The 17,077-nt window shown below is 73.5% G+C and carries 17 protein-coding genes; 13 read left to right on the top strand and 4 right to left on the bottom strand.

What is annotated here, in order from left to right; all coding sequences use genetic code 11:
- Nucleotides 1–102: 102 nt before the first annotated feature.
- Nucleotides 103–399, bottom strand: a complete 297-nt coding sequence (locus ACN268_RS29315; protein ID WP_421486237.1) for a hypothetical protein — start codon at nucleotides 397–399, stop codon at nucleotides 103–105.
- Nucleotides 400–494: 95 nt separating this feature from the next.
- Between ACN268_RS29315 and truB the strand changes: the two genes are divergently transcribed.
- The 7 genes from truB (at nucleotide 495) to ACN268_RS29350 (ending at nucleotide 8,529) form a co-directional block, all read left to right on the top strand.
- Nucleotides 495–1,379 (top strand): tRNA pseudouridine(55) synthase TruB, encoded by an 885-nt coding sequence (truB, locus tag ACN268_RS29320; protein WP_421486239.1) that lies wholly within the window; start codon nucleotides 495–497, stop codon nucleotides 1,377–1,379.
- A gap of 124 nt (nucleotides 1,380–1,503) precedes the next feature.
- Nucleotides 1,504–2,430 carry a bifunctional riboflavin kinase/FAD synthetase gene (locus ACN268_RS29325; protein ID WP_421486240.1) on the top strand — a complete coding sequence of 309 codons (927 nt, stop codon included), beginning with the start codon at nucleotides 1,504–1,506 and terminating at the stop codon, nucleotides 2,428–2,430.
- Nucleotides 2,431–2,648: 218 nt separating this feature from the next.
- Complete coding sequence (rpsO, locus tag ACN268_RS29330; RefSeq protein WP_067302624.1) at nucleotides 2,649–2,918, top strand: 30S ribosomal protein S15; 270 nt, start codon at nucleotides 2,649–2,651, stop codon at nucleotides 2,916–2,918.
- A 223-nt stretch (nucleotides 2,919–3,141) separates the two neighbouring features.
- Nucleotides 3,142–5,517, top strand: a complete 2,376-nt coding sequence (locus ACN268_RS29335) for a polyribonucleotide nucleotidyltransferase (RefSeq protein ID WP_357758742.1) — start codon at nucleotides 3,142–3,144, stop codon at nucleotides 5,515–5,517.
- 203 nt (nucleotides 5,518–5,720) lie between these two features.
- Nucleotides 5,721–7,007 carry a M16 family metallopeptidase gene (locus ACN268_RS29340; protein ID WP_421487027.1) on the top strand — a complete coding sequence of 429 codons (1,287 nt, stop codon included), beginning with the start codon at nucleotides 5,721–5,723 and terminating at the stop codon, nucleotides 7,005–7,007.
- Between the two features lie 181 nt (nucleotides 7,008–7,188).
- Nucleotides 7,189–7,956, top strand: coding sequence for a 4-hydroxy-tetrahydrodipicolinate reductase (gene dapB, locus ACN268_RS29345; protein ID WP_421486243.1), 768 nt, complete (start codon nucleotides 7,189–7,191; stop codon nucleotides 7,954–7,956).
- A 102-nt stretch (nucleotides 7,957–8,058) separates the two neighbouring features.
- The gene (locus tag ACN268_RS29350; RefSeq protein ID WP_421486245.1) at nucleotides 8,059–8,529 is read left to right on the top strand and encodes a GNAT family N-acetyltransferase; all 471 of its coding nucleotides are present in this window, start codon (nucleotides 8,059–8,061) and stop codon (nucleotides 8,527–8,529) included.
- Between the two features lie 12 nt (nucleotides 8,530–8,541).
- Here ACN268_RS29350 and ACN268_RS29355 read toward each other — a convergent pair whose 3' ends face one another.
- Both ACN268_RS29355 and ACN268_RS29360 read right to left on the bottom strand, forming a co-directional pair.
- A complete protein-coding gene (locus ACN268_RS29355; protein WP_421486246.1) occupies nucleotides 8,542–8,922 on the bottom strand; it encodes a VOC family protein in 381 nt (126 codons plus the stop codon).
- A 117-nt stretch (nucleotides 8,923–9,039) separates the two neighbouring features.
- Nucleotides 9,040–9,621 carry a GNAT family N-acetyltransferase gene (locus ACN268_RS29360; protein ID WP_421486248.1) on the bottom strand — a complete coding sequence of 194 codons (582 nt, stop codon included), beginning with the start codon at nucleotides 9,619–9,621 and terminating at the stop codon, nucleotides 9,040–9,042.
- Between the two features lie 36 nt (nucleotides 9,622–9,657).
- On the opposite strand from ACN268_RS29360, the gene ACN268_RS29365 reads away from it, so the two are divergent.
- Nucleotides 9,658–10,995 carry a glycosyltransferase 87 family protein gene (locus ACN268_RS29365; protein ID WP_421486250.1) on the top strand — a complete coding sequence of 446 codons (1,338 nt, stop codon included), beginning with the start codon at nucleotides 9,658–9,660 and terminating at the stop codon, nucleotides 10,993–10,995.
- Here ACN268_RS29365 and ACN268_RS29370 read toward each other — a convergent pair.
- Complete coding sequence (locus ACN268_RS29370) at nucleotides 10,894–11,445, bottom strand: GNAT family N-acetyltransferase (protein WP_421486252.1); 552 nt, start codon at nucleotides 11,443–11,445, stop codon at nucleotides 10,894–10,896. The two genes, ACN268_RS29365 and ACN268_RS29370, sit on opposite strands and share 102 nt — an antisense overlap.
- A 78-nt stretch (nucleotides 11,446–11,523) precedes the next feature.
- On the opposite strand from ACN268_RS29370, the gene ACN268_RS29375 reads away from it, so the two are divergent.
- The 5 genes from ACN268_RS29375 to ACN268_RS29395 all read left to right on the top strand — a co-directional run bounded on the left by ACN268_RS29375 (nucleotide 11,524) and on the right by ACN268_RS29395 (nucleotide 17,035).
- Nucleotides 11,524–12,753 carry a winged helix-turn-helix domain-containing protein gene (locus ACN268_RS29375; RefSeq protein WP_421486254.1) on the top strand — a complete coding sequence of 410 codons (1,230 nt, stop codon included), beginning with the start codon at nucleotides 11,524–11,526 and terminating at the stop codon, nucleotides 12,751–12,753.
- Between the two features lie 4 nt (nucleotides 12,754–12,757).
- Nucleotides 12,758–13,429: a DUF2752 domain-containing protein gene (locus ACN268_RS29380; RefSeq protein WP_421486256.1), complete on the top strand. Its 672-nt coding sequence runs from the start codon at nucleotides 12,758–12,760 to the stop codon at nucleotides 13,427–13,429.
- 148 nt (nucleotides 13,430–13,577) lie between these two features.
- The gene (gene thyX / locus ACN268_RS29385; protein WP_204957321.1) at nucleotides 13,578–14,321 is read left to right on the top strand and encodes an FAD-dependent thymidylate synthase; all 744 of its coding nucleotides are present in this window, start codon (nucleotides 13,578–13,580) and stop codon (nucleotides 14,319–14,321) included.
- 46 nt (nucleotides 14,322–14,367) lie between these two features.
- A complete protein-coding gene (gene dapA, locus ACN268_RS29390) occupies nucleotides 14,368–15,294 on the top strand; it encodes a 4-hydroxy-tetrahydrodipicolinate synthase (RefSeq protein WP_421486258.1) in 927 nt (308 codons plus the stop codon).
- 52 nt (nucleotides 15,295–15,346) lie between these two features.
- A complete protein-coding gene (locus ACN268_RS29395; RefSeq protein ID WP_363652156.1) occupies nucleotides 15,347–17,035 on the top strand; it encodes a ribonuclease J in 1,689 nt (562 codons plus the stop codon).
- Nucleotides 17,036–17,077 lie beyond the last annotated feature (42 nt).

Genomic DNA, 17,077 nt, shown 5'->3' on the forward strand with positions numbered 1-17,077 from the left:
GGTCGGACGGGAAGGGGCGCATGATCCTCGCACCCGGGCGGTCGCGGCGCCGTCCCGTCCGGGGTCACGGACGAGGACTGGCCCGGGGTGGGGGTCACGCGCTCAGAGGGTGCCGGCGCGCATCCGGGCGAACAGGTAGAGCGCGCCGCCGACCAGCAGGCTGGCCAGCGTCGCCACCAGCACGAACGAGACGATCCCGGCGACGACCGGGTGACGTTCGCTGAATCGGCTGCGGTCGCGCCACCGCCAGAGCGACAGCCGGGCCCGGCGGAGCGTCGGCACGGCCTCGACCAGCTCGGACAACCGCCGGCCGAGGGTACGACGGGGCGGCTCCGGGTGACGCATCCACTCGGGGAGTTCGACCCGGGCACGGTGTTCGGGCGGGGACGGCGTGGTCATGCTGCTCCTGATGGGTGACGGAGGGCTCGTGGCGCGACGGTCATTGTGCCGTGCGGTGGCGGGCGGGACGGACCCGTCTGGCAGGCTTGGCGGTCGTGAACGGTGACGGTCTGATCGTGGTCGACAAGCCCGGCGGCATGACGTCGCACGACGTGGTGGCGCGCATCCGCCGGTTGGCCCGTACCCGCCGGGTCGGGCACGGCGGCACCCTCGACCCGATGGCGACCGGGGTGCTGGTGATCGGGGTCGGCCGGGCCACCCGGCTGCTGACGTACGTGATCGGGGCGGGCAAGAGCTACACCGCGACGGTCCGGCTCGGCCAGTCCACGGTCACCGACGACGCCGAGGGTGACGTGATCGGGACCACGCCCGCCGGTGCGCTGACCGACGCCGCGATCCGGGCCGCGTTCGTGCCGTTGACCGGTGAGATCGACCAGGTGCCCAGCGCGGTGAGCGCCATCAAGATCAATGGGGAGCGGGCGTACAAGCGGGTCCGGGACGGCGAGCAGGTCGAGCTGCCCGCCCGGCGGGTCACCGTCTCCCGGCTCGACGTGTCGGCGATCCGCCGCGACACCCCGGACGTGGTCGACGTGGACATCGACGTCGACTGCTCGTCGGGGACGTACATCCGGGCGCTGGCCCGGGACGCGGGCCAGGCGCTCGGCGTCGGCGGACACCTCACCGCGCTGCGGCGGACCGCTGTGGGCAGTTTCACCCTGGCCGAGTCGGCGACCCTCACGACGCTGGAGCAGCGCGCGCCCGAGGTGGTCACCCTGCCCCTCGACACCGCCGCCGACAGGTACTTCTCCCGTCGGCAGGCCAGCGCCGACGAGGCGAAGGTGCTCTCCCACGGCGGCCCGCTGGACCCGGTGGGCATCGTCGGACCGTACGCCGTCTTCGGACCGGACGGTGGCCTGATCGCTATCGTCAGCGAGCGGGACGGCCGGGCCCGCGCGGAGATCGTGCTCGCCCCGGCCTGACCGGGCCGTCGGCCGGCACGGCCGGACGGCACGGCGGGGACGGGCGCGGGGACGACGGCCGGCACGACCGGCGGCGGTGGGTACGGGTGTGAGCCGGTCAGCGGCGGAGCAGGGAAGGAGCGGCATGCAGCGGTGGCGGGGGTACGAGGCGGCACCCGGTGACTGGGGGCGGTCGGTCGTCACCATCGGCGTCTTCGACGGCGTGCACCGGGGGCACCAGGCGACCATCGGGCACGCCGTGGCGCGGGCCCGTGAGCTGGGCGTACGGTCGGTGGTGGTGACCTTCGACCCGCACCCGGCCGAGGTGGTCCGCCCGGGCGCGCACCCGGCCGTGCTCACCGAGCCCACCCGCAAGGCGGAGCTGGTCGAGGCGCTCGGGGTCGACGTGTTGTGCGTGGTGCCGTTCACCGCCGAGCTGTCCCGGCTGCCGGCCGAGGCGTTCGTGCACGACATCCTGGTCGAACACCTGCACGCGGCGCTGGTCGTGGTGGGGGACAACTTCCGGTTCGGGCACCGGGCCGCCGGGAACGTGGCACTGCTCGAACAGCTCGGCCGCACCTACGGCTTCGGGGTGGAGAACGCCCCGCTGGTCGCCGCCGACGGCACCGTCTTCTCCTCGACGTACGTCCGGGCCCGGATCGAGGCCGGGGACGTGGCGGCGGCGACCGTCGTGCTCGGCCGGCCGCACCGCCTCGAAGGGGTGGTGGTGCTGGGCGACCAGCGCGGCCGGGAGCTGGGTTTCCCCACCGCCAACCTGCGCTGCCCGCCGCACGCGGCGGTGCCCGCCGACGGGGTGTACGCCGGCTGGCTGGTACGCGGGGGCGTCGAGCGGCTGCCGGCGGCCATCTCGATCGGCACCAACCCGACGTTCGCCGGCCGGGAGCGCCGGGTCGAGGCGCACGTGCTGGACTTCGCCGGCGACCTGTACGGCGAGCACGTCGCCCTCGACTTCGCCGCCCACCTGCGCGGTCAGATCCGGTACGACGCGATCGAGCCGCTGCTGGCGCAGATGACCGAGGACGTCGCGCGGACCCGGCTGGCGGTCGCCTGACCGGCCCGGCGGGCGGGGTCGGCGGGCCGCCGACGCCCGCCGCGCGGGCCTTGACCGGGCGGTTCCGCGACGGGCTGGTAGTGTGGCGGTGACGTCGGATGACCGACGCGGGGCCTCGCGTGCCTGCACGACGCCGCGGGTGCGAGGTTCGTCCGTCTCCGGTCCATGCGGACCCGAACGACGGACACCAGTTGTCAACCCACCGAAACAGGGAGAACATGGCGCTCGACCAGGAAGCCAAGGCCAAGATCCGCTCGGAGTACGCGACCGCCGAGGGCGACACCGGTTCGCCGGAGGTGCAGGTCGCGGTCCTCACCAAGCGGATCGCGGAGTTGACCGAGCACCTGAAGGTGCACAAGCACGACCACCACAGCCGCCGTGGGCTGCTGCTGCTGGTCGGTCGGCGCCGTCGGCTGCTCAACTACGTCCAGAAGAAGGACATCAACCGCTACCGGTCGCTGATCGAGCGGCTCGGCCTGCGCCGATGACGTGACGGGGGAGCGGCCACCGGGTCGCTCCCCCGCCCCGCGCACCACCAGAAGAAGAGGGCCGCGCGACCACCCGAGAGGGAGCCGGTCAGCGTACCGGTCTCCGGTAGTGGCCCCCGGGCATCCCGGCATCATGCCGGCCACCCGGGCGCTTCGATCGAAGACCGGCCGTCTGAGCAGCTCCGGTGTCGTGGGCCCACGACGCGAAGGAGTACCGCAGCACATGACCGAGACCAACCTCGGCACCGAATCCCGCACCGCCGTGATCGACAACGGGTCCTTCGGCACCCGTGAGATCACCTTCTCCACCGGCCGGCTGGCCCGCCAGGCCGCCGGCTCCGTCATCGCCCAGCTCGGCGAGACGGTCGTCCTCTCCGCCACCACCGCCGGTAAGCACCCGAAGGAGCAGTTCGACTTCTTCCCGCTGACCGTCGACGTCGAGGAGCGGATGTACGCCGCGGGCCGCATCCCCGGCTCGTTCTTCCGCCGTGAGGGCCGGCCCAGCGAGGACGCGATCCTCACCTGCCGGCTGATCGACCGGCCGCTGCGCCCGTCGTTCGTCAAGGGCCTGCGCAACGAGGTCCAGGTCGTCGAGACCGTCCTCGCGCTCGACCCGCAGCACCCGTACGACGTGGTCGCCATCAACGCGGCCTCGATGTCGACGAAGCTGTCCGGCCTGCCGTTCTCCGGCCCGATCGGGGCGACCCGGGTGGCCCACGTCGAGGGCCAGTGGGTGGCGTTCCCGACCCTGGAGGAGCTGTCCCGGGCCACCTTCGACATGGTGGTGGCCGGCCGGGCCCTCGAGGACGGCGACGTCGCGATCATGATGGTCGAGGCCGAGGCGACCCCGCACGCGGTGACCCTGATCGCGGGCGGCGCGACCGCCCCGACCGAGGAGATCGTCGCCAGCGGCCTGGAGGCCGCGAAGCCGGCGATCCGCGAGCTGTGCCGCGCGCAGAGCGAGCTGGCCGAGGTCGCCGCGAAGCCGGTCACCGAGTTCCCGGTGTTCCTGGACTACCAGGACGACGTCTACCAGGCGGTGGCCGAGCTGGTCCGCGCCGAGGTGGCCGAGGCACTCCAGATCGCCGGCAAGGCCGACCGCGAGGAGGCCCTGGACCGGGTCAAGGCCAAGGTCGCCGAGGAGCTGACCGGTCGGTTCGAGGGCCGGGAGAAGGAACTCTCCGCCGCCTTCCGTTCGCTGACCAAGTCCGAGGTCCGCAACCGGGTGCTGCGCGAGCAGGTCCGCATCGACGGCCGGGGGCCGCGCGACATCCGGCCGCTCACCGCCGAGGTCGGCGTGCTGCCCCGGGTGCACGGTTCCGCGCTGTTCGAGCGGGGCGAGACCCAGATCCTCGGCGTCACCACGCTGAACATGCTGCGCATGGAGCAGATGGTGGACACCCTCTCCCCGGAGAACCGCAAGCGTTACATGCACAACTACAACTTCCCGCCGTACTCGACCGGGGAGACCGGCCGGGTCGGCTCGCCGAAGCGGCGGGAGATCGGCCACGGCGCGCTGGCCGAGCGGGCGCTGCTGCCAGTGCTGCCGTCGCGCGAGGAGTTCCCGTACGCCATCCGGCAGGTGTCCGAGGCGCTCGGCTCCAACGGCTCGACCTCGATGGGGTCGGTCTGCGCCTCGACGCTGGCGCTGCTGTCGGCCGGTGTGCCGCTCAAGGCACCGGTGGCCGGCATCGCGATGGGCCTGATCTCCGACGAGGTCGACGGCAAGACCCAGTACGTGACGCTGACCGACATCCTCGGTGCCGAGGACGCGTTCGGTGACATGGACTTCAAGGTCGCCGGCACGCCGGAGTACGTCACCGCGCTCCAGCTCGACACCAAGCTCAACGGCATCCCGTCGGACGTGCTCGCCGCCGCGCTCCAGCAGGCGAACGAGGCCCGGCAGACCATCCTCGGGGTGATGCAGGCGGCGATCGAGGCCCCGGCCGAGATGTCGGACTACGCGCCCCGGGTCACCACCGTCAAGATCCCGGTGGACAAGATCGGCATGGTGATCGGCCCGAAGGGGCAGACCATCAACGCCATCCAGGACGAGACCGGCGCCGAGATCTCCATCGAGGACGACGGCACGATCTACGTCGGCGCGACCAACGGCCCGTCGGCGCAGGCCGCCGTGGACCGGATCAACGGCATCGCCAACCCGACCCTGCCCAAGGCCGGTGAGCGGTTCCTCGGCACGGTGGTCAAGACCGCCGCGTTCGGCGCGTTCATCTCGCTGCTGCCCGGCCGCGACGGCCTGCTGCACATCTCCAAGGTGGGCGACGGCAAGCGGGTCGAGCGGGTCGAGGACTTCCTCAACGTCGGCGACAAGGTCGAGGTGGAGATCGCGGACATCGACGCCCGCGGCAAGATCTACCTGGACAAGGTCCGGCCGGAGGGCGCCGAGGCGCCGGCCGCCGGTGAGGCCGCCGGTGGCGACCGGCCGGCCGGTCGAGGCGGCGACCGGGGTCCGCGTGACCGCGGTGACCGGGGCGGCGACCGGGGTGGTCGCGCGCCGGAGCGCGGCGAGCGTGGCCCGGGTGGCGGCGAGGGTGGCGACGGCGGCGAGCGTCCGCGTCGGCGTACCCGGCACAGCTGAGCAGTGACCGGCCGGGTGACGACGACGTCGTCACCCGGCCGGTGTGTTCCCTCCACCCCTCGTCGCACGGGAAGCAGGTCTGCGTGAGCCGCGCCCAGCGTTCGTCGTTTCCCCCGGGCCGGCGGCCGGCGTCGCCCGTCCGGCACGCCGTCGCCGGGCAGCCCGGCCGCGCCGGGGCACCGTCGCGGGCGGTCACCCGCACGATCAGTGACGACCCGCTGGGCGGCACCGTGCGGCGCACCGTGCTGCCGAGCGGGCTGCGGGTGCTCACCGAGGCGATCCCGACGATGCGCAGCGTCTCGTTCGGCATCTGGGTCACCGTCGGCTCACGGGACGAGACGGGCCCGCAGGCCGGTGCCGCACACTTTCTGGAACACCTGCTGTTCAAGGGCACCCACAAGCGCACCGCGCTGGAGATCTCCGCCGAGATCGAGGCGGTGGGCGGCGAGACCAACGCCTTCACCACCAAGGAATACACCTGTTACTACGCGCGGGTGCTCGACGAGGACCTGCCGCTGGCCATCGACGTGATGTGCGACGCCGTCGCCGACTCGCTGCTGGAACCGGCCGACGTGGAGACCGAACGCGGGGTGATCCTCGAAGAGATCGCCATGCACGACGACGAGCCCGGCGACGAGGTGCACGACCTGTTCGCCCGCGCCGTCTACGGCGACCACCCCCTCGGCCGGTTGATCTCCGGCACCGAGGAGACGGTCACCCCGATGACCCGCAAGCAGATCCAGAGTTTCTACCGCCGCCGCTACACCGCGCCGCAGATCGTGATCGCCGCCGCCGGCAACCTCGACCACGCCACCGTGGTCCGACTGGTCCGCCAGGCGCTGCGCGGCACCCCGCTGGACACCGACCCGGCCGCGCCGGGCACGCCCCGGCGCAACACCCCGGCGGTACGCACGAAGCCGGCCGCCGTCCTGGTCGAGCCGAAGGAGACCGAGCAGGCGCACGTCATCCTCGGCTGCCCCGGCATCGACCGGGTCGACGAGCGGCGGTTCGCCCTCGGGGTGCTCAACAACGTCCTCGGCGGCGGCATGTCCAGCCGGCTGTTCCAGGAGATCCGCGAACGGCGTGGCCTGGCCTACTCGGTCTACTCCTACGCCAGCCAGTACGCCGACAGCGGCCTGTTCGCCGTCTACGCCGGCTGCGCGCCGGGCAAGGTCGACGAGGTGCTCCAGTTGACCCGCGCCGAGCTGGCCCGGGTGGCCGCCGACGGGCTCACCGAGGCGGAGGTGGCCCGGGGCAAGGGGATGAGCAAGGGCTCGTTCGTGCTGGGCCTGGAGGACACCGGCTCCCGGATGAGCCGGCTGGCCAAGGGCGAGCTGCTCTACGGCGACCTGATGCCGGTGGACGAGCTGCTGGCCCGGGTCGACGCGGTGACCGTGGCCGACGTGAACACCCTCGCCGCCGAGCTGCTGGGCCGGCCGATGTCGCTGGCGGTGGTCGGCCCGTTCGGCGAGCACGACTTCGCCGGCTGAGCCCGCCGCCCGCCGACCCGTTCCCGGCGAGGCGGGTCGTCCCGGCGGTGGTCCGACCGGACGGCGTCCGGGTGGTCGGCGGCTCACGGTCGGGTCCGGGGTCCGTCCGTTCCGGGACCGGCCGGTGGGACGGCGGTGGTCCGGCGGTGGCCCGCGTCCCGATTGGGATAGGTTGTGCCGCGTGACTGACGAGCAGGAGAAGGGCCCGGGTGGGCCGGTCCGGGTCGGTGTGCTGGGTGCCCGGGGCCGGATGGGCGCCGAGGTGTGCCGGGCGGTCGACGGGGCCGACGACCTGGCGCTGGTGGCCGCCGTCGACCAGGGTGACGAGCTGTCCGCCGCCGCCTCCGCCGAGGTGGTCGTCGACTTCACCACCCCGGACGTGGTCATGGACAACCTGCGCTGGTGCATCGACCGGGGCGTGCACGCGGTGGTCGGCACCACCGGCTTCACCCGGGCGCGGCTGGAGCAGGTGCGCGGCTGGCTGGCCGACCGGCCCGACGTCGGGGTGGTGATCGCCCCCAACTTCGGCATCGGCGCGGTGCTGATGATGCAGTTCGCCGCCCGCGCGGCCCGGCACTTCGAGTCCGTGGAGATCATCGAGCAGCACCATCCACGCAAGCTCGACGCGCCGAGCGGCACCGCCACCCACACCGCCCGGCTGGTCGCGCAGGCCCGCGCCGAGGCCGGCCTGGGCCCGGCCCCCGACGCGACCAAGGACGAGGTGCCCGGCGCGCGGGGCGCCGACATCGACGGGGTACGCGTGCACGCGGTCCGCGCCACCGGCCTGCTCGCCCACCAGGAGGTGCTGTTCGGCACCCTCGGCGAGACGCTGACCATCCGGCACGACTCGTACGACCGGGTGTCGTTCATGCCCGGGGTGCTGCTGGCGGTGCGGGCGGTCCGGCAGCGGCCGGGGCTGACCGTCGGCCTGGACGCCCTGCTCGACTAGCCCCGCCCGCCGGGCACGACGGTCGGTGTCGCGCCGACGCCGGGTGCGGCGGTGGCGGCGAATTCGTTGGCGGTGCGCCGGGGTGCGCCCTAGGCTGCCCCGGTGCTGGATTCCGGACATATCGATCGGCTCGGGCGGCGGGTCACCCTGCGCCCGGTGGACGACGACAACTGGCGGGCGGTGGCCGACCTGGCCCCCCGCGACGACCAACGGGACTGGGTGCCGGCGCTGGCGGCCCGCTACCTGGTGCTGACCGCGCGTTCCGAGGTCTGGACGTCGCTTGCGGTCCACGCCGACGAGACCGTGGCCGGCCACGTCATGTGGGGCGTGGACGACGACGGGTCGCGGTGGATCGGCGGCATGCTCGTCGACGCCGCCGAGCAGGGCCGGGGGGTGGGCCGGGCCGCCGTACGCACCCTCGCCGCCTGGCTGGCCGGGCCGGACGGCGAGCACCCCGTCCGGTTGTCGTACCACCCGGACAACACGGCCGCCGCCCGGCTCTACACCTCGCTGGGTTTCACCCCGACGGGTGCGGTGGAGAACGACGAGCTGGTCGTCGAGCTGCGCCGCTGACCCGGCGCGGGGTCACTCCTGCTCGATGACGGACAGGATGTTGCCGGCCGGGTCGGTGAACCAGGCGATGGTCGGCCCGTTGTCGCGCATGATTCCCCGGTCGTCCTGCGGCAGCCCCGGGTAGCGCGCGAACCGCACCCCGCGTGCGGTCAGCTCGTCGACCGCCCGGTCGACGTCGGCCACCGGGAAGTTGAGCACCGTGAACGTCGCCGGCACGTGGTCGGCCTTGGGGTAGACCACCACGTCCCGGTCGCCGGCCAGGTGCAGCATCAGCAGCCCACCGGGGCCGCCGAGCTGCGACACCCGCAGGTCGAGGGTGTCGGCGTAGAACTCCCGGGCCCGGTCGGTGTCGTCGGCCGAGAACCCGCTGAACGCCTTCGTCTCCCGGAACATGCCGTGTCTCCCTCACCGTCGGTGGCGTGCCGCCGCCTCCGGTCTACCAGGGCGGGCCGACAGAACCGGCCGGGACGCGTCGACCGGGCCGCGCGACCGCTGCCGCCACGGCGGGGTTCAGGGCGTGTCGTCCGGTTCGGTGGGGACCGCGACGTGCAGCCGCACCTGGGGGACGAGCATGTCGTCGACGTCCAGCGCGCGGGCCGCGCCGTCCGGCTCCCAGCCGGTGCTGGTGAGGAACTTACGGGTCGCCTCGTCGCCGTCGAACGTCCAGGCGACCGCGTGGGTGAACCCGTCGCCGCGCCAGGCGTCCACGGCGGCGGCGAGCAGCCGGCTGCCGTGCCCGCGCCGACCCCAGCGCGGCTCGACCAGCAGGTCGGTCACCGCGACCACCCCGGCGTCCAGCGCCGTGGCCGGCTCGCCCGGGGCGAGCGCTTCGGCGTCCGCCGGCCCGGAAGCCGCGAACCCCACCAGATAGGATTGCTCGGCCTGTTCCACGGCGACGAGCACCCGGTGCGCAGCCGAGGGCGGCTCCTGCACCGCCGCGCTCCACCGCCGGGCGAGCCACGCCTCGTCCAGGTTGTCGAGCACGTGCCGGGGCAGCAGCCGACGGTACGCGACCCGCCAGGTCGCGAGCTGCACACGGGCGATCTCGGCGGCGTCCTCGGGACGCGCCGGGCGGACGTACCCCAGAGCCATGGCACGAAAGCCTAGGCCACAGCGAGGGAGACGACGGTGGCGCAGGGGGCCAGGCGGACGACCGGGCAGGTCGTCGCGGTGGTGGTGCTCGCCGTCGCGGTGGCCGCCTTCCTCTCCGTGGCGGCCGTCCGGCACGGCTTCTTCGACCTGAAGGTCTACTACGGCGCGCTGACCTTCTGGGTCCACGACCACGGCGAGATCTACGACTACCTCAAGCCGGGCACCCAGTACGGCTTCACCTACCCGCCGTTCGCCGCGCTGGTGATGCTGCCGATGGCCTACCTGCCGTGGCCGGTCGCGATCACCGTCAGCGTGGCGGCGACGGTGCTGGTCAGCGCGGTGCTGGTCTGGTGGCTGCTCGACCCGGTCGCCCGGCGGGCCGGCTGGACCCGGTGGTTCGTCCTGGCGGTGGCGCTCTGCCTGGCCGCCGCGTTCGAGCCGATGCGGGAGACGGTCAACTTCGGCCAGGTCAACATGCTGCTGCTGTTCCTGGTCGCGGTGGACCTGCTGCGGCTGCTGCCGGCCGGCAACCGGTGGGCCGGCGTCGGCATCGGGCTGGCCACCGCGATCAAGCTGACCCCGGGCGTCTTCATCGTCTATCTGCTGATCACCAGGCGGTTCCGGGCCGCCGGCACCGCCGTCGCCGCCGCGGCCGCCGCCACCCTGCTCGCCGCGGCCCTCTTCCCCGACGCCGCCCGGGAGTTCTGGACGTCGGCGCTGTGGAACACCGACCGGGTGGGCGAGTTGGCGTTCGTGTCCAACCAGTCGCTGCGCGGTGTGGTGGCCCGGCTCGACCCGGAACACCCGAGCACCCTGGCCTGGCTGGCGCTGGTGCTGGTCACCCTGGCCGTCTGGGCGTGGCGCTGCCGGGCCGCCGTGGCGGTCGGCGACGAGGCCACCGGGCTGGCCCTGACCGGCGCGCTGATGTGCCTGGTCAGCCCGGTCACCTGGGTGCACCACCTGGTCTGGTTGATCCCGGCGCTGATCCTGCTGGTCGACAACGCGGTCGCCGCGCCCGCCGGCAGCCTGCGGCGGCGTGCGCTGTCGGCCCTCGCGGTGGTCTCCTACGTGCTGCTGTGCAGCCGGATCGTCTGGGCCTGGGAGAAGGACTTCACCGGGGTCGCCGGCTTCCTGGGCAGCAACACCTACGTCTGGATCAGCCTCGCGTTGCTGGTGCTGCTGCCGATCCGCACCTGGGCGACGCCGGTCGGCGGTCGGCCGGGCGACCCGGGCGGACCGGTCGACCCCGCCGTCGGGCGGCGGCCGGCGGGCTCAGCCGGGCAACCGGCCGGTGTAGCGCAGTTCGTCGAGGTGGACCGGGGGACCGCCACCGGCCAGCGGCACCGGGTAACGGGACCGCTCGCCGTCGACTGACAGACCGGCCCGCTCGTAGAACCGGCGGGCGCGGGCGTTGTCGGCGAGCACCCAGAGCCGGTACTCCCGCCAGCCGCGCGCCGCCAGCCCGTCGCGGGCCGCGGCGAACAGGGCCTGCGCGGTGCCGTCGCCCCAGTGGGCCGGCTCCACGTACATCGCCAGCACCTCGCCGTACGTCGGGTCCAGGTCACCCCGGTCCTGGTTGTTGCGGTACGGCCCGAAGGTGGTGAACCCGGCGGGCAGCCCGTCGACCTCGGCGAGCAGGGTGGTGAACGGGTGCTCCGGGTCGGCCGTGCCCACGTCCCGCCGGCGTTGCGCCCAGGCCACCGGGTTGAGCCGGGCCAGCACCTCGGCGGGCATGATGCCGGCGTATCCGGCCTGCCAGCCGTGGATGTGCACCCGGGCGATCGCCTCGGCGTCGTCGGGTTCCTCGCGGCGGATGGTGAGCATGCGTCCGTTCTATGCCCCGACGGGCGGTCGGTCCAGTGTCCGCTCCGGTGTCGTACCGCTGGTCTAGGGTCGTCGGCGATGGTCGCACCGGAATCGCTCTCGCTCGCCCAGGCCCGGCGGATGACGCTCGCCGCCCAGGGTTTCGCCGACCCCGCGCCCGCCGGGGTGCCCACCCGCCGGCACCTGCGTCGGGTCCTCGACCGGGTCGGGCTGATCCAGATGGATTCGGTCAACGTGCTGCAACGGGCGCACTACCTGCCGCTCTACAGCCGGCTCGGGCCCTACCCGACCACCCTGCTCGACACCGCGGCCTACCGCCGCCCCCGCGAGCTGTTCGAGTACTGGGGGCACGAGGCGTCCCTGGTGCCGGTGGGGCTGCACGCCGCGCTGCGCTGGCGGATGGCCAAGGCCCGCGACGACGCCTGGGGCGGGATGCGTCGGATCGCCGCCGAGCAGCCCGAACTGGTCGCCTGGGTGCGCGACGAGGTGGCTGCCGCCGGGCCGCTGACCGCCGCCGAGATCGAACACGACGCGCCCCGGGAGACCGGCAACTGGGGCTGGAACTGGTCGGCGGTGAAGCGGGCGCTGGAGTTCCTGTTCTGGGCCGGCGAGGTCACCGCCGCCGACCGGACGCCCTCCTTCGCCCGCCGCTACGACCTGCCCGAACGGGTGCTGCCGGCGGCCGCGCTCGACGCGCCCACGCCGACCGACGCCGACGCGTACCGCACCCTGGTGGCGGTGGCCGCCCGGTCGCTGGGGGTGGCCGCCGAGCCGGAGCTGCGGGACTACTTCCGGCTCCCGCTGGCCGGTGCCCGGCAGGCGGTCGCCGAGCTGGTCGAGGCCGGTGAGCTGGTGCCGGTGACGGTGCAGGGGTGGCGGCTGCCGGCCTGGCGGCACGTCGACGCCCGGCTGCCCCGGTGGGTGCGGGGCAACACCCTGGTCAGCCCGTTCGACCCGCTGGTCTGGGAACGGGCCCGCACCGAGCGGCTGTTCGGCTTCGGCTACCGGATCGAGATCTACGTGCCGGCCGCGCAGCGGGTGCACGGCTACTACGTGCTGCCGTTCCTGCAGGGCGAGCGGTTCACCGCCCGGGTCGACCTGAAGGCCGACCGCAGGGCCGGGGTGCTGCTGGTGCCGGCGGCCTGGCAGGAGCCCGGTGTCGACCCGGGGGAGACCGCCGTCGCGCTCGCCGCCGAGCTGCACCGGCTCGCCGGCTGGCTCGGCCTGGACGCGGTCGCCCCACCGGCGGCCGGCGACCTGGCCGCCCCGCTGACCGCCGCGTTGCGCAGCCTCACCGGTGTACCGTGAGGCCGTGACGAGCGTTGACGGGCCGACCGGGCCGACCCGGTCGGGGCAGGGCACCGATCCGACGTCGACCGGTGCCGCACCGGCCGGCACCACCCACACGCTGAGCGACCCGCCCCCCGTCGGCCCGCCGACCGACCCGTACCCCCACCCGGTGACGGGCGCGGGCGTCGACGGGTTGCCGCCCGGGTCGTGGTCGGCGGGGTCGCCGGTGGTGTGGCAGCCGCCCGAGCCGGACCGGCTCACCCGGTTCGTGCTCCGCCTGCACGCCCGGTCGCCGCGCTGGGCCGCCCCGCTGGCCGCGCTCGGCTGCGTCGCCGCCGGCATGGCGTACGCGTTGGTCAGTGACCCGACCACCAGCGACCCGGACGCCGCGCCGAGCTGCCTGCTCAAGCTGACCACCGGACTGGACTGTCCGGGCTGCGGGGGCACCCGCGCGCTGTGGTACCTCCTGCACGCCGACCTGCCGGCCGCCGCCCGCCACCACGCCGTGTTCGTCTTCGCGGTGCCCTTCCTGGCATACCTCTTCGTCGCCTGGGCGGGCCGGCAGGCGTTCGGGTGGCGGCTGCCCGAGCTGCGGCTCAGTTCCCCGGTGATCGGCGGGTTCCTCGCCGTCTGGATGGCCTTCTCGGTGCTGCGCAACCTGCCCTGGGCACCGTTCACCGCGCTGTACGTCTGACCGGCCGGGGCGCGCGGCGGGCCGGGTGGGAGACGTTGGCCACCCGCCGCCGCCCCGGGCCGGAACTGTCCATGATCTCGCTGGTCAGCGCGGTGGCCCGAGTTTCCCCGCAGCCCACCGGGCCACTACAGTCGCAGGAATGCCGGAGATGGTGCAGCCCCAGGTGCAGTTGATCGCGTGGACCCAGTTCCAGGCCCCCGACGACGTGCCGTGGTCGACCGACGCCGAGGGCGGCCAGGCGCTCGCCGAGTTCGCCGGCCGGGCCTGCTACCAGAGCTGGAAGAAGCCGAACCCGGCGACCGCCACCAACGCCGGCTACCTGGCGCACATCCTGGAGGTCGGGCACCTGTCGGTGCTGGAGCACGGCAGCGTGACGTTCTACTTCACCGGGGTGTCCCGCTCGTTCACCCACGAGCTGATCCGGCACCGGCACTTCTCCTACTCCCAGCTCTCCCAGCGCTACGTGCCGGAGCGGGACGCGGCGATGGTCGAGCCGGCGGTGATCGCCGACGACCCGGAGCTGCACAAGCGGTTCGTCGAGGCCGCCGAGGCGAGCGTGCGGGCGTACACCGAGCTGCTGGAGGGGTTGGAGCAGCGGTTCGCCGACGAGCCCAACCCGACGCTGCGCCGCAAGCAGGCCCGGCAGGCGGCGCGGGCGGTGCTGCCCAACGCCACCGAGACCCGGATCGTGGTCACCGGCAACTACCGTGCCTGGCGGCACTTCATCGGGATGCGGGCCACCGAGCACGCCGACGTGGAGATCCGTGAGCTGGCCGTGGAGTGCCTGCGGCAGCTCCAGCGGGTCGCCCCGAACGTCTTCGCCGACTTCGTCGTCTCGACGCTGCCCGACGGCACCGAGGTGGCTACCAGTCCGCACGCGCAGCTGTCCTGAGCCCTTCCCCACCGGCTGTCCGGTGCTCGTCCGCTAGGTTGTGAGCATGACGCACGACCACCCTGCCGCCCCCGACCGGGGCGTGTCGCGCCCGTTCGGGCGGCTTCTCACCGCGATGGCGACCCCGTTCACCGCCGACGGCTCCCTCGATCTGGACGGGGCGGTCCGGCTGGCGACCTACCTCGTCGACGAGCAGGGCAACGACGCGCTGGTGCTCAACGGCACCACCGGCGAGTCGCCGACCACCTCGGACGCGGAGAAGGAGACCCTGATCCGCGCGGTGGTCGAGGCGATCGGTGACCGGGCGCGGATCGTGGCCGGCGTCGGCACCAACGACACCCGGCACACCATCGAGCTGGCCGCCACGGCCGAGAAGGCCGGCGCGCACGGCCTGCTGGTGGTGACCCCGTACTACAGCAAGCCGCCGCAGCGGGGGCTGGTGGCGCACTTCACCGCCGTCGCCGACGGCACCGGCCTGCCGATCATGATGTACGACATCCCGCACCGCGCCGGGGTGCCGATCGAGACCGAGACGCTGGTGCGGCTCGCCGCGCACGAGCGGATCGTCGCGGTCAAGGACGCCAAGGGCGACCTGACCGCCACCAGTTGGGTGACCAGCCGCACCGACCTCGCCTTCTACAGCGGCGACGACGCGCTCACCCTGCCCACCCTGGCGGTCGGCGGGGTCGGGCTGGTCGGCACGTCGACCCACTTCACCGGCGCGCTCGCCAAGCAGATGATCGAGGCGTACGACGCGGGTGACACCGGCACGGCGCTGGCCCTGCACCGGCGGCTGCTGCCGCTGTTCACCGGGATCTTCCGTAGCCCGGGCACCATCCTGGTGAAGGCGGGCCTGAACGTGCTGGGCCTGCCCGCCGGCCCGGTGCGTCCGCCGCTGGCGGACGCCACCGACGACGAACTGGCCCTGCTGCGCGCGGACTGCGCGGCGGCGGGCCTGGACCTGCCCGAATGATCGAACGACACGACGGACGCCGGGTTACGGCGTCGCAGAATGAGGTGGACGCGTGACCGAGGCGCAATTCGAGGGTGAACTGCCCCCGCCGCTGCCCGAGGGCGGGCTGCGGATCATCCCACTCGGCGGACTCGGTGCCATCGGTCGGAACATGACCGTCTTCGAGTACGACGGCAAGCTGCTGATCGTCGACTGCGGGGTGCTCTTCCCCGACGTGGAGCAGCCCGGGGTGGACCTGATCCTGCCCGACTTCGCACCGATCCTGGACCGGCTGGCCGACGTGCAGGCGATCGTGCTGACCCACGGTCACGAGGACCACATCGGCGCGGTGCCGTACCTGCTCGCCCACAAGCCGGACATCCCCCTGGTCGGCTCCCAGTTCACCCTCGCCCTGGTCGAGGCGAAGCTGGCCGAGCGGCGCATCCAGCCCTACACGCTCACCGTCCGCGAGGGCGGCCGGGAGCGGCTGGGCCCGTTCGAGTGCGAGTTCTTCGCGGTCAACCACTCGATCCCGGACGCCCTGGCGGTGGCCGTGCGTACCCCGGCCGGCCTGGTGCTGCACACCGGTGACTTCAAGATGGACCAGCTCCCGCTGGACGGCCGGATCACCGACCTGGCCGGCTTCGCCCGGCTCGGCGCGGAGGGCGTCGACCTGCTGCTGTCGGACTCCACCAACGCCGAGATCCCCGGCTTCGTCACCCCGGAGCGGGAGATCGGGCCGGTGCTCGACTCGATCTTCGCGAAGGCGAAGGGGCGGATCATCGTCGCCTCGTTCGCCTCGCACGTGCACCGGGTGCAGCAGGTCTTCGACTCGGCGCTGGAGCACGGCCGCAAGGTGGCGCTGATCGGCCGCTCGATGGTCCGCAACATGGGCATCGCCCGGGATCTCGGCCTGCTCAACATCCCGGCCGGTCTGGTGATCGGCATCGAGGAGGCCACCACGCTGCCGCCCGACCAGATCGTGCTGATGTCCACCGGTTCGCAGGGCGAGCCGATGAGCGCGCTGGGCCGGATGGCCAGCGGCGACCACCGGCACATCACCATCGCCCCCGGCGACACGGTCGTGCTCGCCTCGTCGCTGGTCCCCGGCAACGAGACCTCGGTCTACCGGGTGATCAACCGGCTGGCGCGGGCGGGCGCGGTGGTGGTGCACAAGGACGTCGCCAAGGTGCACGTCTCCGGGCACGCCCCGGCCGGTGAACTGCTCTACCTGCTCAACGTGGTGCGCCCGAGCAACCTGATGCCGGTGCACGGCGAGTGGCGGCACCTGCGGGCGCACGCCCGGCTCGGCATCGAGTCCGGCGTCGCCCCCGACCGGGTGGTGATCTGCGAGGACGGCGACGTCGTCGACCTGGTCGAGGGCCGGGCCAGTGTGGTCGGGCACGTGAAGAGCCGCTACGTCTACGTCGACGGTCTGGCCGTGGGTGACGTCAGCGAGTCGCTGCTGACCGAGCGGCGGATCCTCGGCGACGGCGGTTTCATCGCCACCACCGTCGTCGTCGACTCGGTCACCGGCAAGGTGGTCGCCGGCCCGACCCTGTCGGCGAAGGGCTTCTCCGAGGACCCGGCCGCGTTCAACCCGGTGATCCCGCTGGTCACCGAGGCGCTGAACCGGGCCGCCGCGGACGGTGTCACCGACCCGCACCAGCTCCAGCAGATCGTCAGGCGCACCGTGGGCCGCTGGGTCAACGACGCGTACCGCCGCCGCCCGATGATCGTCCCGACCGTCGTCGAGGTCTGAGCGGGTCACCCACCCGGACGCCGCGGGCCGGCCACCGTCGTG

Source organism: Micromonospora sp. WMMD735 (assembly GCF_049178995.1).
Lineage (GTDB): Bacteria > Actinomycetota > Actinomycetes > Mycobacteriales > Micromonosporaceae > Micromonospora > Micromonospora wenchangensis.